The sequence below is a fragment of the Gaetbulibacter saemankumensis DSM 17032 genome (genome assembly GCF_000425645.1).
In the GTDB taxonomy this organism is placed as follows: Bacteria; Bacteroidota; Bacteroidia; order Flavobacteriales; family Flavobacteriaceae; genus Gaetbulibacter; species Gaetbulibacter saemankumensis.
Window position 1 is genome coordinate 103266 of record NZ_AUDV01000007.1, and the last position, 23418, is coordinate 126683.

Annotated in this window: 21 protein-coding genes; 12 read left to right on the plus strand and 9 right to left on the minus strand. The window is 35.5% G+C overall.

Annotation, left to right across the window (positions count from 1 at the left end; translation table 11 throughout):
- Window positions 1–93: 93 nt before the first annotated feature.
- The 3 genes from H611_RS0105055 to H611_RS0105065 all read left to right on the plus strand — a co-directional run bounded on the left by H611_RS0105055 (window position 94) and on the right by H611_RS0105065 (window position 6624).
- Window positions 94–1515 (plus strand): MFS transporter, encoded by a 1422-nt coding sequence (locus tag H611_RS0105055; protein WP_027137335.1) that lies wholly within the window; start codon window positions 94–96, stop codon window positions 1513–1515.
- Between the two features lie 127 nt (window positions 1516–1642).
- Entirely contained in the window at window positions 1643–5164 is a 3522-nt protein-coding gene (locus H611_RS0105060) for a nitrate reductase (RefSeq protein WP_027137336.1), read from the plus strand.
- A gap of 29 nt (window positions 5165–5193) precedes the next feature.
- Window positions 5194–6624, plus strand: coding sequence for a rubredoxin domain-containing protein (locus H611_RS0105065; protein WP_027137337.1), 1431 nt, complete (start codon window positions 5194–5196; stop codon window positions 6622–6624).
- Window positions 6625–6767: 143 nt separating this feature from the next.
- On the opposite strand, the gene moaA is transcribed toward H611_RS0105065, so the two are convergent.
- From moaA to H611_RS0105110, 9 genes are read right to left on the minus strand one after another with little or no spacing between them, the layout of a single operon-like run.
- Window positions 6768–7775 (minus strand): GTP 3',8-cyclase MoaA, encoded by a 1008-nt coding sequence (moaA, locus tag H611_RS0105070; RefSeq protein ID WP_027137338.1) that lies wholly within the window; start codon window positions 7773–7775, stop codon window positions 6768–6770.
- Entirely contained in the window at window positions 7775–8686 is a 912-nt protein-coding gene (gene moaCB / locus H611_RS0105075; protein ID WP_027137339.1) for a bifunctional molybdenum cofactor biosynthesis protein MoaC/MoaB, read from the minus strand. Before moaCB ends, moaA begins: the two co-directional genes overlap by 1 nt.
- A 3-nt stretch (window positions 8687–8689) precedes the next feature.
- Window positions 8690–9133, minus strand: a complete 444-nt coding sequence (locus tag H611_RS0105080) for a molybdenum cofactor biosynthesis protein MoaE (RefSeq protein WP_027137340.1) — start codon at window positions 9131–9133, stop codon at window positions 8690–8692.
- Entirely contained in the window at window positions 9123–10220 is a 1098-nt protein-coding gene (gene moeB / locus H611_RS0105085) for a HesA/MoeB/ThiF family protein (protein ID WP_027137341.1), read from the minus strand. Before moeB ends, H611_RS0105080 begins: the two co-directional genes overlap by 11 nt.
- 5 nt (window positions 10221–10225) lie before the next feature.
- Window positions 10226–10459 carry a MoaD/ThiS family protein gene (locus H611_RS0105090; protein WP_027137342.1) on the minus strand — a complete coding sequence of 78 codons (234 nt, stop codon included), beginning with the start codon at window positions 10457–10459 and terminating at the stop codon, window positions 10226–10228.
- Window positions 10443–11027 (minus strand): molybdenum cofactor guanylyltransferase, encoded by a 585-nt coding sequence (gene mobA / locus H611_RS13970; protein ID WP_051238729.1) that lies wholly within the window; start codon window positions 11025–11027, stop codon window positions 10443–10445. Before mobA ends, H611_RS0105090 begins: the two co-directional genes overlap by 17 nt.
- Window positions 11028–11768: a sulfite exporter TauE/SafE family protein gene (locus tag H611_RS0105100; protein ID WP_027137343.1), complete on the minus strand. Its 741-nt coding sequence runs from the start codon at window positions 11766–11768 to the stop codon at window positions 11028–11030.
- Window positions 11769–12107: a winged helix-turn-helix domain-containing protein gene (locus tag H611_RS0105105; RefSeq protein ID WP_027137344.1), complete on the minus strand. Its 339-nt coding sequence runs from the start codon at window positions 12105–12107 to the stop codon at window positions 11769–11771. It lies immediately after the preceding gene.
- Window positions 12108–12112: 5 nt separating this feature from the next.
- On the minus strand, window positions 12113–13291 hold the full coding sequence (locus H611_RS0105110; RefSeq protein WP_027137345.1) for a molybdopterin molybdotransferase MoeA: 1179 nt from the start codon (window positions 13289–13291) through the stop codon (window positions 12113–12115).
- A 131-nt stretch (window positions 13292–13422) separates the two neighbouring features.
- Here H611_RS0105110 and H611_RS0105115 point away from each other — a divergent pair, with 131 nt between their 5' ends.
- The 9 genes from H611_RS0105115 to H611_RS0105155 all read left to right on the plus strand — a co-directional run bounded on the left by H611_RS0105115 (window position 13423) and on the right by H611_RS0105155 (window position 23415).
- Entirely contained in the window at window positions 13423–13659 is a 237-nt protein-coding gene (locus H611_RS0105115) for a hypothetical protein (protein WP_027137346.1), read from the plus strand.
- 6 nt (window positions 13660–13665) lie between these two features.
- A complete protein-coding gene (locus H611_RS0105120) occupies window positions 13666–15993 on the plus strand; it encodes a molybdopterin-dependent oxidoreductase (protein ID WP_027137347.1) in 2328 nt (775 codons plus the stop codon).
- Window positions 15990–16682: a multiheme c-type cytochrome gene (locus tag H611_RS0105125; RefSeq protein WP_027137348.1), complete on the plus strand. Its 693-nt coding sequence runs from the start codon at window positions 15990–15992 to the stop codon at window positions 16680–16682. The genes H611_RS0105120 and H611_RS0105125 overlap by 4 nt, the downstream gene beginning before the upstream one ends.
- 88 nt (window positions 16683–16770) lie before the next feature.
- Window positions 16771–17298 carry a cytochrome c3 family protein gene (locus H611_RS0105130; protein WP_245574769.1) on the plus strand — a complete coding sequence of 176 codons (528 nt, stop codon included), beginning with the start codon at window positions 16771–16773 and terminating at the stop codon, window positions 17296–17298.
- 31 nt (window positions 17299–17329) lie between these two features.
- Window positions 17330–18457 carry a 4Fe-4S dicluster domain-containing protein gene (locus tag H611_RS0105135; protein WP_027137350.1) on the plus strand — a complete coding sequence of 376 codons (1128 nt, stop codon included), beginning with the start codon at window positions 17330–17332 and terminating at the stop codon, window positions 18455–18457.
- Between the two features lie 42 nt (window positions 18458–18499).
- The gene (gene dsrP / locus H611_RS0105140; RefSeq protein WP_027137351.1) at window positions 18500–19723 is read left to right on the plus strand and encodes a sulfate reduction electron transfer complex DsrMKJOP subunit DsrP; all 1224 of its coding nucleotides are present in this window, start codon (window positions 18500–18502) and stop codon (window positions 19721–19723) included.
- Window positions 19724–19960: 237 nt separating this feature from the next.
- Complete coding sequence (locus H611_RS0105145; protein WP_245574770.1) at window positions 19961–20626, plus strand: Crp/Fnr family transcriptional regulator; 666 nt, start codon at window positions 19961–19963, stop codon at window positions 20624–20626.
- 254 nt (window positions 20627–20880) lie between these two features.
- The gene (locus tag H611_RS0105150; protein ID WP_027137353.1) at window positions 20881–22278 is read left to right on the plus strand and encodes a CmpA/NrtA family ABC transporter substrate-binding protein; all 1398 of its coding nucleotides are present in this window, start codon (window positions 20881–20883) and stop codon (window positions 22276–22278) included.
- A 30-nt stretch (window positions 22279–22308) separates the two neighbouring features.
- Window positions 22309–23415: an ABC transporter permease gene (locus H611_RS0105155; RefSeq protein WP_027137354.1), complete on the plus strand. Its 1107-nt coding sequence runs from the start codon at window positions 22309–22311 to the stop codon at window positions 23413–23415.
- Window positions 23416–23418: the final 3 nt, after the last annotated feature.

Consider the following 23418-nt stretch of genomic DNA (forward strand, 5'->3'; position numbering starts at 1 on the left):
TTTGTCAAAGTGGTATTTATTTTAAAATACGTATTCGGTATACGTATAAATTAAGTATTTATACTTAATTTTGAGTCAGAAAAAGTAAATATTATGACAAATTCAGATTCACTTAAGGCCACCAAATTCAATTTATTAAATTTTAAAGCCATTCCAGTACGCATATTTTGGATTACATCCATTTCTTTTTTTATGTGTTTTTTTGCTTGGTTTGGAATTGTACCCTTTATGCCAGATGTTGTTCGAGACTTAGGTTTAACTCCTGAGCAAAAATGGAATTCGATAATTTTGGCTGTATCAGGCACCGTATTTGCCAGATTGTTAATAGGTAAATTGTGTGATAAGTACGGACCAAGGTTGTGTTACACTTGGTTGCTAATGTTGGGAGCTGTTCCTGTTATATTATGCGGGTTGGTTCAAACACCATTACAATTTTTAATTTGTCGGTTATTTATTGGTTTTATTGGGGCATCATTCGTAATAACTCAGGTTCATACTTCTTTAATGTTTGCTTCAAATATTGTTGGAACTGCCAATGCAACTTCGGCAGGATGGGGTAATTTAGGAGGTGGAGCTAATAGGTTAGGAATGCCTATCATTGCGGCAGCAGTTGTTGGTTTTGGAGTAGCTGACGCGGAAGCCTGGAGATATTCTATGGTGGTTGCTGGAACTATTTGTTTTTTTATGGGGTTGGTCTATTACTTCTTTACACAGGATACGCCACAGGGTAATTTTAAAGATCTAAAAGAGGCCGGGGAAACTATTGCGACGAAAAATGATCAGGAAGGATTTTTAACAGTTATTAAAGATTATAGAACATGGATATTATTCTTTGTGTATGCTGCCTGTTTTGGTATTGAATTAACCGTGTATGGAACCATGGATGACTATCTTCAAAATACCTTTCAATTAGAAAGAATAACCGCTGGAAATATAGTGTTATCATTTGCTTTGATGAATATATTTGCTCGTACTTTGGGAGGTTTCTTTGGTGATAAATTTGGAAAATTAAAAGGGGTACGTGGTCGCGTTTTATTTTTAGCGTTTATGTTAACCGTTCAAGGAATTATGCTCATATCATTTTCAACAACTACAAGTATTATTATAGGCTTCATTTTCTTAATTTTATTTAGTTTATCGGTACAAATGGCTGAGGGGGCAACTTTTTCTGTGGTGCCATTTATAAATGAAAAAGCTATTGGGTCCGTGTCAGGTATAGTAGGTGCAGGTGGTAATGTAGGAGCGTTTTTAGCGGCAATCTTATTAAAATCTAAATCAGCAGCAGCTGAAAAAGCAGCTATTCTAGCTAATCAAGGATTAGGAGAAGATATAATAAATTCAGCACAATCTATTGCGGCTTCACATGCAGTATCAAATGGATATTTTATTATTGGCTTTTTTGTAATATTAGCAGGCATGGCATCTTTAGCTATTAAATTTTCAAATGTAGAAGAAGTTATTAACGAAGATGTTAATGTTGCACCCGAATTGGCTACTATAAAAGTGAAAAGTTAATTTTAAGTGATTAATTTTTTTAATAGTGTAGGTTGTTAGAGGTTTTTTTATCGCATTAATAATAAAGTAAAGTGCGCTTGTTTAGTGTTATTAAAATGTCTTAATTAGTATTAAAACGGTTGTCAAGATGTTAAAAAATGAAGTAAAAACAACATGTTCCTATTGTGGTGTTGGATGTGGTATAATTGCTAAAAAAGACCATAATGATAAGATTATAGTTGAAGGCGATAAAGATCATCCGGTTAATAAAGGAATGTTGTGTTCTAAAGGAATGAATTTACACTACGTTGTGAATGATACTTCAGATAGGATTTTATATCCAGAAATGCGATGGAGCCGTTCTCACCCTAGGGAGCGCGTAAGCTGGGATGAAGCTTTAGATAGAGCAGCAGGCGTTTTTAAATCTATTATAAAAAAATATGGTCCAGATAGTGTTGCTTTTTATGTGTCTGGACAAAGTTTAACAGAAGAATATTATATAGCAAATAAACTTACTAAAGGCTTTTTAGGAACCAATAACATTGATACCAATTCACGTTTATGTATGAGTTCGGCGGTGGTAGGTTATAAAAAAACTTTTGGAGAAGATAGTGTGCCAATTGCTTATGCCGATATTGAATTGGCCGATTGTTTTTTAATCACAGGAGCGAACCCAGCCTGGTGTCATCCTATTTTATTCAGACGCATTGAAAAACATAAAGAAGAAAATCCGGATGTAAAAATTATTGTTATTGATCCGCGTAAAACCGATTCGGCTAACTTCGCTGATATACATTTACAACTTATTCCAGGTACCGATGTGATTTTGTATAATGCCATTGGAAGGTGCATATATGAACGTGGTTTAATAGACGAAGATTTTATAAATAATCATACCGAAGGTTTTGAGGCTTATAAAGATTTAATTTATAAAACCTCTGTAAAACAGGCTTCAAAATTGTGTGGAGTTCCAGAAAAGGATATTAGAAAAGCAGCTGATACCATTGGACTTTCAAAGGGCTTTATCAGTATGTGGGCCATGGGACTGAATCAAAGTGTAGTGGGAACCGATAAAAATGTATCGTTATTAAATCTGTCTTTAATTACGGGTCAGGTGGGTAAACCGGGTTCCGGGCCATTTTCATTAACGGGGCAACCTAATGCCATGGGAGGTCGAGAAGTAGGTGGTATGGCTAATTTATTAGCGGTTCATAAGGATTTAATGAATGAAGAGCACCGCCGTGAAGTTGCACAGTTTTGGGGGGTTGAAAAAATAAATCCAAAACCAGGATTAACGGCAACCGAGATGTTTGACGCCTTAGAATCTGGTAAATTAAAAGCTGTTTGGATTGCCTGTACGAATCCCTTGGTGAGTTTACCAAATACACATCGTATTGAAAAAGCTATGGCAAATGCTAAATTTGTGGTAGTTCAGGATATTTCGCATAAATCTGATACCGTAGCTTATGCAGATTTAGTTTTGCCTGCCGCAGGCTGGTTGGAAAAGGAAGGAACTATGACCAATTCAGAACGCCGTATTTCCTATTTACCAAAAGAATTAAATGCTCCGGGTGAAGCTAGACCAGATGTTGAGATTTTTTGTGATTTTGCACAGCGAATGGGCTTTCGAGGATTCAACTATAGCAGTGCCGAAGAAATTTATGATGAGTACTGTGCTATGACAAAAGGAACAAATATTGATGTTTCCTTTTTGAATTACGACCGACTTAAAAGTGAAGGTACATTCCAATGGCCAGTACCTGAATACAGACATACTGGAACGCCTAGATTATTTTCCGATAAAAAGTTTTATACGCCTTCTAAAAAGGCCATATTTAATATCCCTTCGTCTGTTGAAAATACCTCATTGCAACCTAATGAAGATTATCCGTTAATATTAACAACGGGGAGGATTCGCGATCAATGGCATACCATGACGAAAACTGGTAAAGTGTCACGTTTAAAAACACATTACCCGACTCCGGTTCTAGAAATTAATCCGGTTGATGCCTATTTATGTAAAATTAAAAATGGAGATATTACCGAAATTAAAAGTGAAAATGGGGTTGTAAGAGTAAGAGCTAATGTTACAGATAATATAGCCAAAGGGGTTGTGTTTTTACCTATGCACTGGGGAAAACAGTTACAAAGTGATTTAAATCGAGCAAATAATTTAACGAATACCCATGTAGATCCGGTATCGAAAGAGCCAGATTTTAAATTTACGCGAGTATCAGTGACACGATACAAAAAGCCTGTTGAAAAAATCATTATAGTTGGGGCAGGAGCGGCATCTTTTAGGTTTGTTCAAAATTATCGTGAATACAACGAATTAGATGAAATTCATGTATTCTCAAAAGAACCAAATCTATTTTACAACAGAGTATTACTTCCCGAATATGTTACAGAAGAATTAAGCTGGGAACAATTATTAAAAATTAAAAAATTAGAGCTTAATAAACTCAATATAAAGGTGCATCCTGAAACACAAATTTCTAATATCGATCAGGAGAATAAAATAGTAACCGATAGTCATGGAGAACAGCATAGTTTCGATAAATTAATACTGGCAACAGGAAGTAGAGCCTTTATTCCTAAAGATGTTCAGATAGATTTACCAGGGCGATTCACTATGAGAAACAAACGTGATGCCGATGAATTTAAAGCGTATTTAAATGCTACAGGATTGCCTCCTGAAGAACAACATGTTGTTATTGTAGGGGGAGGTTTGTTAGGTTTGGAGTTAGCGGCCGCCATGAAACACAAAAAGGTAAAAATTACTATCATTCAAAGAGCTTCTCGCTTAATGGAGCGACAGTTGGATAAGGTGTCTAGTAAATTATTGGCTTTAGATGTTCAGGAGCGTGGAATTCAGATATATTTTGATAATGAAGTAAGTACGGTATTCGATGATGAAGATACGGGTGAATTGAATATCACACTAAAGAGTGGCAAGTTACTAACGGCAAATGCTATTGTATATGCTATAGGCACGATTCCAAATGTTGAAATAGCACGAGAAAATGGTATTTTATGTAGTCGAGGTGTTAAAGTAAATCAGCATTTACAGTCGTCTAACCCAGATATTTTTGCTATTGGTGAAATAGCCGAATTTAATAATAGGTTATTCGGGATTACTTCGGCAGCTGAGGAACAGGCTAATATATTAGCAAACTTTATTGCGGGTGATATTAGTTGTGCTTATAACGGTTCAGTATTAATGAATATTTTAAAGTTTAACGACCTTAATTTATGTAGTATCGGAGATATAAGTGTTCCCGAAAATGATGATTCTTATGAAGAAATTATATTCACAGATATTAAAAAGCGTTATTATAAAAAGTGTATCGTTAAAGATGATCTTTTAATTGGAGCCGTTTTAATGGGGGATAAGAATGAATTTGCCGAATTTAAAACTATGATTGAAACCAAGATGGAGATGTCTGAAAAACGCAACACTTTATTAAGAGGCACCTCCAATGCTGTACCTGTAAAAGGTAAACTTATTTGTTCTTGTAGTCAGGTGGGCGATGGTAATATTGAAGAAGCTATACAGGCCGGTTGTACAGATTTCACCGAATTATGTAGTAGTACCGGAGCTGGTTTAGGTTGTGGGAGTTGTAAAACAGAAGTGAGGGAGATTTTAAATAATACAAAAGTATTGGTCTAATATAATTAAGGATATAACAATAATATCGCATGGAAGAGCCATATAGATTACGAATTAACGGAGGTGTATTGTCGCCGGGTGAATTAAAATATATTTGTGAAGCCGCAGAGGGCTTAGGTTTAGATGCTATTTCTTTCGGATCTCGTCAGGATATTATTTTTCCTGAAAAAATTGATGAATCGAAGTTCGTCGATTTTAATAAGATTCAATTTATAAAACCAAAACATGATGGTATTGAAAATATCGTATCATCTTATGTGTCTTCCGATATTTTACCAAGTACCTCATGGCTTACGAGTGATCGTTATTTGTATATATTAGAGCAGTTTAAACACAATTTAAAATTACGTGTAAATATCACAGATCCTAAACAACGATTAGTGCCTTTGTTTACAGGGAATATTAATTTTATTGCATCTGAACATGAAGACTACTGGTATTTGTACATCAGACTACCTGAATGGAAAAAAACCGTGATGTATCCGGCGCTTATATACAGTTGGGATATGGATAAGGTTGAGTTGGCTATTGAAAATATATTGCTGGAAGAGCCTGAAACCATCGAAACTATTTTCGATCTGGTGAGTGATGCTGTAGATACTAATAATCGAACTGTAGATAAACCATTGGAGGTACCTTTTTATCCGTTTCCATATTATGAGGGTATGAATAGAATAGGGACCGATCGTTATTGGTTAGGGCTTTATTGGAGGAATAATCGTTATGATTTGAAATTTTTAAAAGCTATGTGCGAGTTGTGTTCCGAAAGTAAAATTGGTAAAATATCTATTACGCCTTGGAAATCGTTTATCGTAAAGGGAATTCCATTAAAAACCAAATTGCAGTGGGAAAAATTTCTAGGAAAGTTTGGTATAAATGTACGCCATTCCATGTTGGAGTTAAACTGGCATTTACCAGTAAACGATAAGGAAGCGCTAAGTTTAAAAAAATATTTGGTTTCTAATTTTGATCAGAATGATATAAGTACTTACGGACTTACCTTTGGTATTTCTAATTATGGTAGCAATTCCTATTATTTTACTTCAATAGTCATTGAAAAAAATAAGCAACCAGAGTCTTTGGGTGATTTCATAATTAGAGATACTTACAATCTCTTGTATGCAAAAAACTTCGATCCAAATACGCGTGAGTATATCATGCACGTTCAAGATGTTGATAAAGTGGAATTACCGGGACTTTTAATGGAGTTGAGTCAGTTGTATTTTGAACAGTTAGGAAATGAGCGAGAAGAAGTTGATTCAGAGGAAAGTGTAAAAGAAATTTCAGAAGAAGAAGTATTTCAATGTAGCGAATGTATGACCATTTACAGTGAAATTTATGGTGATGTCACGCAAAATATTACACCAGGGACATCTTTTGAGGAGCTTCCGGAAAGTTATGAGTGTTCGCTATGTGAAGCTCCAAAAAGTAGTTTTGAAAAGAAGGTTTTAGTAAAATAATATAGTTTTAATTATTAGTTAATAATACAATATGTCAATTTGAGCGTTTGTAGTGGTTAAATAAGACTTAAGAAGCTAAAGGGGATTATATTCCATAATTTAATTTAAAGTCATTAAGCTCGAATTGGCAGTTGTATTATAGTTTAACCGCCGATAGTAATCATGCTTCTGTTATTATTGTGAAGTTTGGGCTTCTTAAATTCTTCTAAGGTATTCATGCCGCCTCTAATTTTAAATTTACCTTGTACTGCTTTATGAATAGTAGGTTCGATGTTTTTGCCTGCACGTAGAGTTGTAAGTAAATCTGATTCACTTGATGAAAACAAACAATTTTTTAATTGTCCGTTAGCGGTTAGGCGTAGTCGGTTGCAGGAGTCACAAAACGGATTGGTAACAGAGCTAATAACAGCAAAAGATCCTTTAAACCCTTTAATTTTATAATTTTTAGAGGTGTCATTTGGAGCGTCTTTTAGCCGAATTACTTGATTAGTTGGGAAATGCGTATTTACTATATCCATGATTTCGGCATATGAAACCATCTTACTCATATCCCATCGATTTCCGTCAAAAGGCATGAATTCTATAAATCGAATAGAAACAGGTAGATCCTTAGTGAAATTAATGAAGTCGATAATTTCATTTTCATTAAAGTCTTTCATTAGAACAGCATTAATCTTGACCTTAAATCCTTCTTTAACTAAGAGTAAAATATTGTTATAAACTTTATTAAACTCATTGCGGCGTGTGATTTTATGAAATTTATCAGGATTAAGAGAATCTAAACTAATATTCAAACTTTTAACGCCATTGGCTTTTAAGACCTCTGTAAATTTATCGATAATTACAGCGTTAGAAGTAATGGACAGTTCGACAGGCAATGACGCTAATTTTTCTAAGATTACAGGAAAATCTTTTCTAACCAAAGGTTCGCCTCCTGTAAGCCTTATTTTTGTTACGCCATGCTTTACAAAGGTTTTGGCAATATCATAAATTTCTTCATAAGTCATTAAATGACTTTTAGGAGAAAGTGTAACGCCTTCTTCCGGCATACAATAAGTACATCGCAGGTTGCAACGTTCTATTAACGAAATCCGTAAATAGCTATGCTTTCTACCATGAGTATCTTGTAATATGTTTGTTTCGTTTTTCATTAGTCGTGTCTGGCTCCTTTTAAAATTCTGAAGCTATGAAGGACGGCCGGAAAAATTGCATCCATAGATTCTTTAGCACCATTGGTTGAACCTGGTAAGGCTAAAATTAGAGTGTTTTCTATGGTACCCGCAACACTGCGAGATAACATCGAAAACGGCGTGCGCTCTTGACCGTAGCTTCTAATTGCTTCTTCGATTCCTGGAATTCTTCTGTCTAATATTGGGGTTAAAGCTTCTGGTGTTACATCTCTTGAGGAAAGTCCTGTGCCTCCGGTGTATATAACCATATCGACTCCTTGCTCTTGAAAATTCTGAGCTTTTTGCTGAATGATTTCTTTTTCATCTGGGATAATTACGTATTCTGAAATTTGAATATCACACGATTTTAATTTCGCTATGATGGCTTTACCCGCTTTATCTTCTTTGGTTCCTGCCGATATAGTATCACTACAGACTACAACGGCAGCCGTTAAATCTTTTCTGAATTTATCGCTGAAATCTGATTTTCCACCTTTTTTATTCAGTAATTTAATGGATTGAATTTCAATGCCCTTGTCAATAGGTTTTAGCATGTCGTACATATTGAGAGCAACCACGCTAGCACCGTGCATTGCTTCAACTTCTACGCCCGTTTTGTAGATGGTCTTTACGGTAAATAGTACCTTAATTTCTAATCCGTTAACTTCATATTCAACCCCAGTAAACTCAATAGGTAAGGGGTGGCAATCGGGTAAAATATCAGGCGTACGTTTTACGCCCAGTAACCCTGCGGCTTTACTCATAGCAAAGACATGACCTTTCGGAACAGTATCGTTTTTAATAGCTGTTACGGTCTCAGGTTTGCTTACTCTTACTATAGCCTGAGCAACTGCGGTTCTTAGGGTGGTACTTTTATGTGTAATATCTACCATGATTTAACTGTTTACTTTCCACTGATGTGAATTATCTTCAAATATTTCTTTTCCGAAAACGGGAACATTTGCCTTAATGGCTTCTACTATGTATTCCAATGCTTCAAATACTACCTTTCTTCTTGGGGATGACACAAAAACAAACAAGCAAATTTCTCCAGCTTTTACAGTGCCTAAACTATGGTAAATATGCATGCATGTTAAATTAAATTTTTCAAATGCCGATTCTCTTATCTCATGAAATTTTTGATTAGCCATATCTTCATAAGCCGTATATTCTATAGCAGAAACTGTTTTACCATCAATGTTATCGGCTCTTACTTGTCCGAGAAAAATATTGTGGGCACCAATGCTTGTTTTAGTTTGATGTTTATATATGGAATCACCTATGAATTCAAAAGAAATAGGCCCTGATTTGAAAACGTTTTTAGGTTTTTTATCGTTCATTTTCTATTATTTTAAGATTTTCTTTTAAATATTGATTCAGTTCTGAGGCGCCTTCCTCTAAACTGAAACATGAGTTAATTTGTAATTCTTTTAATCGATTTACGGCCATTTGGCTTCGAACACCCGATTGACAGAAAAGAATATGTTTTTTATTTGGTTCTAGTTTGCTTAGGTGAGATTCTAATCTACTTAAGGGTATGTTCGTTATAGGATAATCTAACATTTTCGGTTGTTCATCTTCTTCTCGAACATCAATAAGTTGAATGTTATGGTCGAATATTACATCTTTAAATGAAATGCGATTGGAGGTGACATCGCAGTCTAAATCCAGTTGTTTTTTTCTAAATGAATTAGAGGTGTTTAAGATTTGGGCAACACCCTTTTCGTGTTTCTTGAACTTTAGGCTCGTTATTTGAGCGTTTAGTGCATTATAACATAATAATTTGCCTGATAAAACATCACCAATTCCTAAAATAATTTTTAGAACTTCATTAGCTTGCATACTACCAACAATTCCTGGTAAAACTCCAAGTACACCAATGTCGGAACAATTTGGAACACTGTGAGCTTCAGGCGGATTTGGGAAAAGGCACCTATAGGTTGGTCCGTGCTTATAATTGAAAACGGATATCTGACCTTCAAATTTATAAATAGCTCCAAAAACTAAAGGCTTATTTGTAATTACGGCGGCATCGTTTACTAAATAGCGTGTAGCAAAATTATCGGAACCATCTACTACAATGTCATATTGCTTAAACAAATCAAGGGCATTTTGATAGGTGAGTGGTTCTGGATAAGCAATAATATTAATATCGCTGTTTAAGTCTGATAATCTTGATTTAGCAGCTAAGGCCTTATTTTTTCCAAGTGAAGAATTTCCGTAAAGTACTTGTCGCTGCAAATTAGTCAAATCAACGGTGTCAAAATCAATGATTCCTAAAAATCCAACCCCGGCGGCAGCAAGGTATTGTAAAATAGGGCAACCCAAACCACCGGCTCCAATAACTAAAACTTTGGAATTCGATATTTTGTCCTGTCCTGTTTGTCCGATTTCTGGTAATATAATATGTCTGTTGTATCTTTCCATAATAATTAACCTCCTGCAAATGGTGGTAAAAGAGCAATTTCAGAACCGTTAATCTCAGTATTCATATCTACTAATTCCCGATTTTGCGCTATTTTGAATTCTTTATTTTTTAATTTTTCATATTTTGAATAGATTCGATCTAAAAGCTGGGCGATCGAAGTTTCATAAATTTCTAATACCTCTTCTTCTTTTTGGGTAATTTCAGAAATCTGACCAAAATATTTAACTGTTATCCGCATCACTTATTAATTTTAGTTCTTCTTTCGTGTTTATATTCATAGTCATTTTGTCTTCATCAAAATTGGTTGGTACATTCTTTACAACACAATGATTAACAGCAACTCGTAGGCGACGTTCACCTTGGTTTAGTAAATCCTTAAATGTACGAAGGCATTGCTTTTTGTATATCGCAATAAGAGGCATGGTTTTACCTTTACTTTCCGCTTGGATAATATCGTAAGCGTCGTCTGTATGTTTTAATAGCTTTTCTAATAATCTCGATTTTATGAATGGAATATCACAGCTTAAAATGATATTATATGTTGATTTAGATGCCTCTAATCCGGAACAGATTCCTGAAACAGGCCCTGCATCTTTTTCATCGTCTTCAATGGTTTTGAAACCGAATAGTTGGTGTTCTGCATGGTCTGAGACAATAATTATATCAGAAACTAATGGAGTAAGCGCATCGATGCTGTATTGAATAAAGGATTGTTCTTTAAATTTTAAAAGCCCTTTATCTTGACCCATTCTGGAACTTTTACCTCCCGCCAATATAATACCTGTTATGTTTGTTTTGTTTATCATTTAGGTGAAAAATAATTTAGCACAGGCAATCATTAGTACCATAGCAAGAATATAGCGCAAGTGCTTGTTGTTAATCTTTTTACTACCATAATATCCTCCTGCAATACCACCTATAAGTGCTATGGCAACTAATAAGAAAGATGCAGTTTCTAGGGTGACTCCACTGCTAAGTTGGCCAAATAAACCGGCTGCCGAATTTACCCAAATAAACAGAGCTGATACGGCAGCTGCTTCTTTCATTTTACCCCAGTGTAATAATAAAATTACAGGAGTTAATATGATGCCACCTCCAATACCAATAAGTCCTGAAAAGAAGCCTATGATGCCACCTACTATTAGACCTTGCCAAAGTTTAACTTGGGTTATTTTTTGATTTTCTTTTCCAAAGACATTAAGCATTTTTAGAATAGCGAAAATGAGTAATACCGCTAATATTTTTTTGTAAATCGAGGCGTCTACTTCTATGGTGCCTCCTAAAAAGGCTAGTGGAATTGACGCTATGGCAAATGATAAAAATAATTTTTTATTAAAATACCCGCCTTTATAATAGTAATAGAATGACATACCAGCTACAAATAAATTAAGCAATAAAGCTGTTGGTTTCATAGTTTCTGGAGCAAATGAGAATAAAGCCATTAAAGCCAAATAACCACTGGCACCACCATGACCTACACTGGCATATAAAAAGGATACGATAGGTAAAATAGCCAGAAACAAGTATATATGTTCGTTTTTCAGCATTTATATATGTTCTATTTTTTCAAGTTGTTTATCTAAAAAGTCCCAGCAGTTTTTATTAATTTCATCAAACGCTCTAATAAGGGATAGGCCATAATCTGTTAATTGAGCACCACCACCGCCTTTACCTCCAATACTATTTACTGTTACTGGTTTTTTAGCTGATTTGTTTACGGAGTCTAATAAGTTCCAGGCTTTTTTATATGATAAATTTAAAGATCTAGCTGCTTTTGAAAGTGACCCCGTTTCTTGAATGGCTTTCAATAAATGTACGCGGCCTTCCCCAAGGAGTACATTATTGTCCGCTTCTATCCAAATTCTACTTTTAATTTTATACTTCATATTATTTATTCTGGTAATAAAATTGTTTGCAAAAGATCTCCTTTTTGAATCGTGTTTATTTCAGCAGGAACATATACTAAGGCATTTGAAATAGCAAATGTTTGCAGCATAGACGAATTTTGACCTTCTAAAATTATAACATGTCCTTCCTTATAAATGGCTTTTAAAAACTGCGGACGATCACCGTGTTTTATAAATGTTGAATCTGATATGGCTTCAGTTCTAGGTAATTCTGTATTGTTGCGATTCATCATGTTTTGAAGTGCGATATATACATATACATAAAAACAAGATAAGGCAGCAGCGGGGTTACCGGGAAGTGCAAAAATTAAACTTTTTTCTTTTTTTCCGAAGAAGAGCGGTTTTCCTGGTTTTTGTTTCACTTTATAAAATAGTTCTTCAACCTGTAGTTCAGAAAGTGCTTTGCCAACAAAGTCGTAGTCACCAACTGAAATGCCTCCGGTTATAAGTACTAAATCGTTAGTATTTATTACCGATTTAAGTTTGTTTACGGTTTTTTGATAATCATCTTCTACCTTGTGAATTGTGACGTCGTAAAATTTGAGATTATATAAGGCACTTAAAAGCATTTTAGAATTACTTTCATAAATTTTCCCGTAGCTTAATTTCTGTCCGGGTTCTATAAGTTCATTACCAGTAGTTACAATAGCTATGTTAGGTTTTTTAAAAACGGGAACATCAGTAATACCTAAAGAGAGAAGATAGCCAATGGCGGCCGGTGTTAATTTTGTGCCTTTTTTAAGGGCAACAGAACCATTTTTTACTTGTTCTCCTTGTGGCCGGATATTTAGTTCTTCGTTAATGGGATGCTCAATTTTAATTCCGGTGTTCGTAAGAATCACTTTTTCCTGCATCATTACAGCATTGGCAGTATCGGGAACGGCAGCACCTGTGAAAATTCGAATAGCTTCTCCTTTTTGTAAAATTGGTTGGTGGGCATCACCAGCTTTTACTTCACCAATTAATTTATACGACAATTTATCATGAATATTCAAAGCGTAACCATCCATGGCCGATTGCCGGAAAGGCGGCATATTTATGGGAGAAGTAATATCTTCATATAAAATATATCCACCAGCTTTTTCAACAGATTTAATTGTTTTTTTAGAAATTTTTTGCCCTGTATTTTTAACTATAGAAATCGCTTTATTAATAGAAACCATACATATAAATCGTTATATCTAAGCAAATATAGCGAAAAGATTTTTTATGTTAAACTGACATTTATCATGTAAATTAATTTTTAATTAAGATAAAATTGCCCTAAATTTAACAACGACAGTATTAGTTTATTATGCCAATAAAGAGTTATCTAGCACATCCACACGAAGGAAAAAAAAGTGAACTTGTTCAAGCACTAACATCAATAAGTAGTTGTGAAGTTATTCCTGCTGAAAATAATGATTTGTTGATAGTGATTACTGAAACAACGAACAATACCGAAGATAATATATTAAAAGAAAAAATTGAAGCCATTGAAAGTTTAAAATTACTAGCCATGGTTTCAGGATTCGATACACCTATAAAGTAATTAAGTATGTATACCTCGTTAACCAATAGACGTGAATTTTTAAAAAAAATGGCAATTATGTCGGCTATGACGGCTGCAGCCACCATGTTTCCAGGGATATTATTTGCTGAAGAACAAGAGAAGAATCTACCAAAAGGTGGAAATTTAGATTGGAAAAAGGCTCCCTGTAGATTTTGTGGCGTTGGATGTGGTGTTTTAGTTGGTATTGATAATGGAAAAGCGGTAGCTGTAAAAGGAGATCCTAAATCTCCGGTAAATAAGGGCTTGTGTTGTGTGAAAGGATACCACTCCGTTATGTCTATTTACGGTAAAGATCGATTGACTAAGCCTTTGGTGAAGAAAAATGGCAAGTTTGTAGAAACTTCTATGAAAGAAGCACTCGATTTAATTGCTTCTAAAATGAAAGAGACCATAAGCGATTATGGTAAGGATGCGGTGTCTATTTATGGTTCGGGACAGTGGACTATTCCTGATGGATATGTTGCTTCGAAACTCTTTAAAGGTTGTATAGGAACAAATAATGTTGAGGCTAATGCGCGTTTGTGTATGGCAAGTGCTGTTACAGGGTTTATGACTTCATTTGGTATCGATGAGCCTATGGGGTGTTATGAAGATATTGATCATGCCGATGTTTTTGTGCTATGGGGTAATAATATGGCAGAAATGCATCCTGTATTATTTTCCCGATTATTAGATCAGCGTTTAAAACGAGGTGTTAAAATTATTGATTTTGCAACACGTACAACACGTACTAGTATGGCTGCAGATAAATCGATTATTTTTCAGCCACAGACTGATTTAGCGGTTGCAAATGCTATTTGTTATGAAATTATAAATAATGGTTGGGTGAACAAGGCCTTTGTTGAAAAGCATTGTAATTTCAAAAAGGGGCTTACTAATATGGGCTATGGTTTAGAAGATAAGTACAACTTTAATGATAAGCCAGAAGGAATCACTTTTGAAGATTTTAAAACCTTTTTACAAGATTATACTCCTGAAAAAGTAGAAAAGGTTTCTGGGGTTTCTGCTAAAGACATCAAATATATGGCCTCTTATTATGGTGATCCTAACAAGAAAGTCATGTCTTTATGGTGTATGGGAATGAATCAACACACAAGAGGAACATGGATAAACAATTTAGTTTATAATATACATTTACTTACGGGTAAAATTTCAGAACCGGGGAACAGTCCGTTTTCTTTAACGGGTCAGCCAAGTGCCTGCGGAACGGTTCGTGAAGTGGGAACCTTAACTCATAAGTTACCGCATGGTGTGGTAACAAATAAAGAGCATAGAGAGTTTGCTGCGAAGATTTGGGATGTTCCTGCAGAGAATATTCCTGCCAAGCCTTCCTATCATACCGTGGAAATGTTTAGAGCATTAGATAGGGGAGATATAAGATTTATGTGGATACAGGTTACCAATCCGATGGTTACTATGCCCAAATTAAAGCGTTATCGCGATGCATGTGAGAAAGAGGGTCGATTTATTGTAGTTTCAGATATTTATCCTACACCAACAACCGATATTGCAGATGTAATTTTACCCTCGGCCATGTGGATAGAGCGCGAAGGTATGTATGGAAATTCAGAGCGAAGAACGCAATATTTTGAACAAATGATACAGCCTTCAGGCGAAGCTATGAGTGATACCTGGCAAATTGTTGAAGTAGCTAAGCGACTGGGATATGAAAAGCAGTTCTACTATAACGAGGCAACTCATATAGAAGAAATTTACAATGAGTATAGAAGGCATCATGAAGGTAATAAACATGCTATGGCGCCTTTAGAGGTTTTAAAGGCTGAGCCAGGAGCACAATGGCCTTATGTTAATGGAAAGTCTACGAAATGGCGTTTTAATGCCGAGTATGACCCGGCATGTAGTAACGGCGAGCAATTTCATTTTTATGGAAATAAAGATGGAAAGGCTGTAATTTGGCAACGTCCATACGAACCCGCACCAGAAACTCCTGATGATGATTACCCATTCTGGTTGTGTACGGGGCGAGTGGTGGAACATTGGCATACGGGGTCCATGACTCGAAGAATACCAGTATTACACAAAGCAATGCCACACGCTTATGTGGAACTTAACCCAGAGCAGGCTAAAGAGATGCAGATAAGAACAGGAGACCAGGTTAAATTAACAACTCGACGCGGTGAAATTATTTTACCAGCATCAGTTAATGAACGTGGTGTGCCAGAGCGTAATCAAGTATTTGTACCATTCTTTGATGAGAATATGTTAATAAATGATGTGACTTTAGATGCTTTCTGTCCGATATCAAAACAACCTGATTATAAAAAATGTGCGGTTAAAATTGAGAAAGTATGAAGCGAATAGGTATAATATCTTTGTTTCTAATATTGTTTCTGGCATTTGTAACTGTATGGAATGTTAGCTACCTGGAAGGACGGGAAGAAGCATATATTCCTGTTGATAATGAACAGCCAATGACCTTAATTCCGTCTGAAATAGGTGTATTTGAGCGTTCAAAATTTGCTTTAGACTATGCAAATATGCCCGTTGATGAAAATCATCAACGCTCTTTAGAGACTTATTATGATAATCGTGCATTTCATGGTGCGCCCCCTAGTATTCCACATCCGGTTGCTAGCGATCGTGGTATGGGAGAAGATATTTGTTTAAAGTGTCATCAGAATGGAGGTTTTGTCGATAAATTTGATGCGTATGCCCCTGTAACTCCACACCCAGAAATGGTTAATTGTCGCCAATGCCATGTGGCTCAGGTATCTGAATCTTTATTTGAAGAAACTAATTTTCATAAAATAAAAGCCCCTGAGGTAGGTATTAATAATGCCTTAGATGGTAGTCCGCCAATTATTCCACATCAAATTCAAATGCATGAAAATTGTTTGGCTTGCCATGCTGGACCTGCGGCTCCAAAAGAGATTCGTGTTACCCATCCGGAACGCGTGAATTGCAGACAATGTCATGTATCGAATAATAAAGAGGTTAGAGATATTGGAGAATTTAAAAGATTAAGTAATTATGATGATTAATAGCCTTATGAATAAATATTTGGGTCTAATCGCTTTTTGTATAGTATTTTTTTCATGTAAACATGAAGGGGATAAATATCATGGCGTTATGGAAAAAATTCAGGTTGAAGGAAATCATTATGAAGGCACATCGATATCATCAGAAAATTATCTGGAAGGTCTTGAAACAATTGAAATTTCAGAAGGAGGTCAGACGTTCTTGATACCTGAAAGAAAAAGTCATATAAAATCATTTGCCTGTACAGAATGTCATTCAAAACCATTGGCAGAAATGCAAGAGGCCGATATTAAGAAGGCACATTGGGATATAAAAATAGTGCATGCTAATGAGAATACCATGAACTGTGTAACCTGCCATAATCCTTCTAATATGGATGAGTTGCATAGCTTAACAGGAAAAAGTATCGATTTTAATAATAGCTATAATCTTTGCAGTCAGTGCCATTCAAAGCAATTTGAAGATTGGAAAGGTGGAGCACACGGTAAGCGTATTGGAGGTTGGGCACCACCTAGAGCATCTATGACGTGCGTGAATTGTCATAATCCGCATCAACCACATTTTGAAAGTCGATGGCCTGCACGTTTTAATACACAAAAGGTTAAAGAAAGAGAATAAAGCACCATTAGAAGTTTAAAATATTTAAGGTATGAGTAGAAGTAACAAAAAATGGTTTTCATTAAATCTAGGGAGAAAACAACATGATAATTCGGGTTCTTGTGGCTGCGGTAAAACATCAGGTGGTTGTGGGTCTCATTCAAATGACTCTGAAATGTCTGAAGAGGAGTTTTATAATGCGGCCGTGGATGCTTCTATTGGAGATGAAAGAGAAAAGGATGGTTTCGATCAGGTTTTTGATGTTAAAATGGATCGACGTACGGCATTTAGGAAATTAACGGCTAGTCTGCTAATAGGAGCGGGTGCCGTAAACACTTCTTGTAATGTTTTAAGCAGCGATGAGAGTAAAGAAAAGGCACAAATTGACTGGGAGGAGCAGTTTAAAGGTAACTATAAATTAATGACCGATGATGAGAAAAAAGGGACTGTCGATAGATTGGTGCGTTCTTATCAAATGCGTACAGGGAAAACAGTGAGTATGTCATCTAAAAATGCAGAAGAAGATGTATTGTTTGGCTACGCCTTTAATATTTCCAAATGTCAGGGTTATATGGATTGTGTAAGTGCCTGTGTAAAGGAAAATAATCAGGATAGAAATTCTCAAATGCAGTATATCCGTATTCATGAAATGAAAGATGGTGAAGGATTGAAATTTGATGAGGCCGACGATAATTATTATCATGAAGTCCCTGCAGAAGGTCATTTTTATTTGGGAACCCAATGTTTTCATTGTGACAATCCACCTTGTGTAGAGGTGTGTCCTGTGCAGGCTACCTGGAGGGAAGATGATGGCCTAGTGGTTGTTGATTACGACTGGTGTGTCGGATGTCGCTACTGTATGGCGGCCTGTCCATATGATGGACGTCGATTTAATTGGAGTAAACCTGAAGTGCCAGAAGAAGAGGTAAATCATAATCAGCATTATTTAGGAAATAGAATGCGTAAAAAAGGGGTAATGGAAAAATGTACCTTTTGTGTACAGCGCTCAAGAGCTGGTAAAAATCCGGCTTGTGTAGAAGCTTGCCCTACCGGAGCACGCATATTTGGAAATTTATTAGATCCTAATAGTACCATACGATGGGTGTTGGAGAATAAAAAAGTATTTCGATTAAAAGAAGATTTAGGTACCGAACCCAAGTTTTGGTATTTTATGGATTAATTATAGAAAAAGTAAACCTACCGCAGACTAAAATTAGAATAAATGAAACAATTAAAGGTCTTTAGAAGTTTAGTGAAAGATGGCTTTGATGTAGTAACACATGGCACTAAAAATTATCACCTCTGGATGGGGTTCCTTACTTTTATGATGCTTGTTGGGATGTATTGCTATTCAATACAGTTAAGTGAAGGGTTAAGTGTTACGGGAATGACTGATCGTGTAAGTTGGGGGTTGTATATTTCTAATTTTACTTTTTTAGTGGGAGTGGCTGCGGCTGCAGTTATGTTGGTAATGCCAACTTATGTCTTGCATGATGTCGATTTTAAGCAAGCGGTTCTTATAGGGGAAGGGTTAGCCGTTGCGGCCTTAATTATGTGTTTGGCTTTTGTTATTGCCGATATGGGAGGTCCTTCAGTTCTCTGGCATATGATACCTGGTATAGGCGTGTTTAATTTCCCCAATTCGATGCTTACCTGGGATGTTATTGTGTTAAATGGGTATTTGTTTTTAAATATAACTATTCCGTTTTATATATTGTTCAGGCATTATCAAGGTAAAGAAGCTAAGTCCAAGGTGTATGTTCCAGGGGCTATTTTATCTGTTTTTTGGGCTGTAGGAATTCATTTGGTAACAGCTTTCTTATATCAAGGTCTTCAGGCACGTCCGTTTTGGAATAATGCTTTGTTGGGGCCTCGGTTTTTAGCATCTGCCTTTGCAGCGGGACCTGCCTTGATTATTCTTGTTTTAGCAATTATTAGAAATTTTACAGAGTTTAAAATTCAGGATAAAACTTTGAAGAAGATTGCTATGGTTGTTACTGTTGCTGCTCAGATAAATCTAATCATGTTGATTTCAGAATTGTTTAAGGAATTCTATGCACCTACACACCATAGTGAGAGTGCTTATTATCTGTTTTTTGGATTACACGGTAAAGATGCTTTACTGCCCTGGATTTGGACGGCTATTCCCTTAAATGTATTGGCAACAGTGTTGTTAACTTTTCATAAGCTCCGCAACAACCCTAAAATATTATACTTTTCATGTTTCATATTATTTGTGGCTATCTGGGTTGAAAAAGGTTTTGGATTAATTGTTCCTGGATTTATTCCTGGCCCTTATGGAAAGATAGCAGAATATACACCTACAGGTATAGAGATAGGCGTAACTATTGGTATTTGGGCCTTGGGAGCCTTTATTTTTACTATTTTGGCAAGAACAGCCATAGGTATTGAGCTTGGACAATTGAGATACAGAAAAGATAAGTAACTCGTTTGATAATTTAAGAGTTTCTCATTTAATAGATATTATAACATCAATTGATTAATTTCAGTTGGTGTTTTTTGTATTACCCTTAAAAATAAGTGTTACATTTTAAAAACTAAGTATTATTACGTAATATTGTAGTATTACCCAGTTTTTATGATGCAGATAGCTTCACATATAAGATCAAAGCATAAATTACAGAAAGATGTTTCGTGCAATACGTGTCTTAACGATAACTGCTTGATTAAAAAAAATTTATATTCATTCAAAGATTCCAGTTTTGCCGATAAAAAAAATACCCTGAGCTGTAAGAAGGGACAACAGTTTATTATTGAAGGTGCTCCTGTAAATGGGTTGTTTTTCATTTTAAAGGGTACGGTCAAAGTATTTAGAACGGGTATTAACGGAAGGGAGCAAATAGTGCGTTTTGCAAAGGAGGGTGAGATTATTGGGCATCGTGGTTTTGGTACCGAAGAATATTATTCTATTGGAGCCATTGCTCTGCAGGATTCTGTGTTGTGTTATTTTTCAAAGGGTAGCCTTCAGGATGTTCTGTTGAAAAACCCAATGTTTACTTATGATATGATGTTGTTCTATGCTAATGAGCTAAATAGAAGTGAAAACAAAGTAAAGTCTATTTCTCAGATGACGGTACGAGAACGTGTTATAGATACCGTATTATATATTCATAGAAAATTTGGTGATTTGAGGGGGTTTATAAACTTACCTTTAAGTCGAAGAGAATATGCTAATTATGCTGGAACAACAGAGGAGCAAGTTATACGTGTGTTTTCAGCGTTAAAAAAGGAAGGCTTGATTATTGCTCAAGGAAAAAAAATAGGAGTTAATGATATAAATCTCTTGAAAAAGGAAATTAGTGAGCATAATTTCTTTCTCGATAGTTAGAACAAACTGTTTCTAGTACTTTACTAACTTTATTAGTTATATCCATACGTATATGTCGTATGGTTTTTTATTTTACTTAATCTGTAATCTATAGTTATTACTGTGTTTGTTAGGGATTCCTGCTTTTTAGCAGGTTTTTTAATGCTTAAAAGTATAAGATTATATGTGATATACCATTGTTGGACTTAATAGCTACGTATATATTTGTTGAATAAATAAGTACTAATACTTAGTTAAACTAAAAATTCTTAAATATGAAATCAGTATTAAAAAAATCAGCATGGGCATTGTCAGTTTCATTACTGTTGTTTTCTTGTGGTGGAAAAGATTCTAAAAAGAAAGCAGTTACAGAAGAGATTGCTGTAAACGTATCTAAAGCAAAAAACTTGGATATAGAGAAACCTCAGTTAACCTTTGGTTTTATCAAATTAACAGATATGGCGCCTTTGGCTATTGCTAAAGAAAAAGGTTTTTTTGAGGATGAAGGACTATTTGTGTCTGTTGAAGCACAATCAAACTGGAAAAATGTATTAGATAGAGTTATAGATGGTCAGTTAGACGGATCTCATATGTTGGCTGGTCAGCCTATTGCTGCAGGTGCAGGATTTGGGCGTCAGGCGGAATTAGTGACTCCTTTTTCTATGGATTTAAATGGAAATGGTATTACCGTTTCTAATGATGTTTGGTCTAAGATGAAACCAAATGTGCCAATAGGAGAAGATGGAAAACCTATTCACCCTATAAAGGCAGATGCTTTAAAACCTGTAATTACAGACTATAGGAATTCGGGTAAAGCTTTTAAAATGGGAATGGTATTTCCAGTATCGACTCATAATTATGAAATTAGATATTGGTTAGCGGCTGCCGGAATTCATCCAGGTATGTATACCGCCGATAATGTTCAGGGGCAAATTGATGCAGAAGTTTTATTATCTGTTACCCCTCCGCCACAAATGCCTGCAACTCTTGAAGCGGGTACGATTTATGGGTATTGTGTAGGTGAGCCATGGAACCAGCAAGCTGTTTTTAAAGGGATAGGCGTGCCAGTTACGACTAACTACGATATCTGGAAAAATAATCCAGAAAAAGTATTTGTAATGACAAAGAAATTTGTTGAAGAAAACCCAAATACGGCAATTGCTGTTACTAAAGCTTTAATTAGAGCGGGAAAATGGTTAGATGAACCAGAAAACAGAGCTGAAGCAGTAAAAATATTATCGATGTCTCAATATGTGGGTGCCGATGAAGCTGTTTTGGCAAATTCGATGACAGGAACGTTCGAATTTGAGAAAGGGGATAAACGTGATATGCCAGACTTTAATGTATTCTATAAATACCATGCCACCTATCCGTTCTATTCAGATGGTATATGGTTCTTAACGCAAATGAGACGATGGGGACAAATCCCGGAATCAAAGCCAGCCGAGTGGTATTCAGAAACAATCAAAAACATATATAGGCCAGATATCTGGAAAAAAGCAGCCAAATTATTAGTTGAAGAAGGTAATATTCCCGCATCAGATATTCCTGTGACCGATGGATATAAAGCTCCGACTTCAGACTTTATAGATGGAAATACTTATGATGCAAAAGATCCGATATCTTATATCAACAGCTTTAAAATTGGAAACAAAGAAGAAGCAGTACAGTAAAACTTGAAAGAATTAAATAAATAATCAATCATGAAGCAAAGTATAACACTAGGAAAAGTAACTAAATTTATGGGATTAGGTTTTTTAAGTACTTTAAAGGCCTTATTCACCGGGAAGCTAGAAAAGGAAGACTTTATTAAATTTCTTCGTAAGATAGTCGTACCTCTTGCTTCCATACTATTATTTATTGGCTTATGGCATTTAGGAGCAAAAACTCTATACGATAGAGAGGCTAATTTTAAAATTGAAAAAGCGCTTGAAGATCAAGGTCCGGAAGCTGCTGAAGTCATGCGTGCATGTATTGCTTCGGGCGATTTAAGTTGCCAGCCAAATACCTTACCGGCACCAGCACAGGTATGGGAGTCTTATAAGTCTTTATTAAGGGATCATAACATTATTAGCGCAGATAAAGCGGCTTTTAAGGAAAAAACAGCCGCTTTAAACGCTAAGCGTATTAGTGAAGGTAGAGCTCCAATTGTTTATACAGGACGTCCATCTTTTATCGATCAGATTGTGATGAGCTTAAAGACAGTTTTTGCTGGTTTTTTATTAGCATTAGTCATTGCAATCCCCATTGGAATATTAATTGGACTAAGTCCGACATTAAAAAGTGCTTTCAACTGGTTTATTCAAATATTTAAGCCGGTATCACCTGTAGTTTGGTATTTATTAGTTTTTATGATTGTAAAAACGGTATTAATCGATTCAACAGAAGATAGTTCATTTGTTATTTCCTTTATAAGTGTTGGATTATGTTCTATGTGGGCCACATTAGTTAATACAGCAATGGGGGTGTCTTCGGTAGATAAAGATTATATCAATGTTGCCAAAGTACTGAAATTAGGCCCTTTTCAAAAAGTGTTTAAGGTTATATTGCCATCCTCTTTGCCGTTAATTTTTACGGGTTTGAAAATAACCTTATCGGTAGCATGGATGGTGTTAATTGCTATTGAGTTATTAGCGCAAAGTCCAGGCTTAGGGCTGTTTGTTTGGGAAGAATTTCAAAATGGGGCAAACGATTCAAATTCAAAAATTATTGTGGCAATGTTCGTTATAGGAATTATAGGTTTCTTATTAGATCGTTTGATGCTTACCATTCAGAATACAGTATCATTTAATAAAAATGAAGGTCTGTAATAT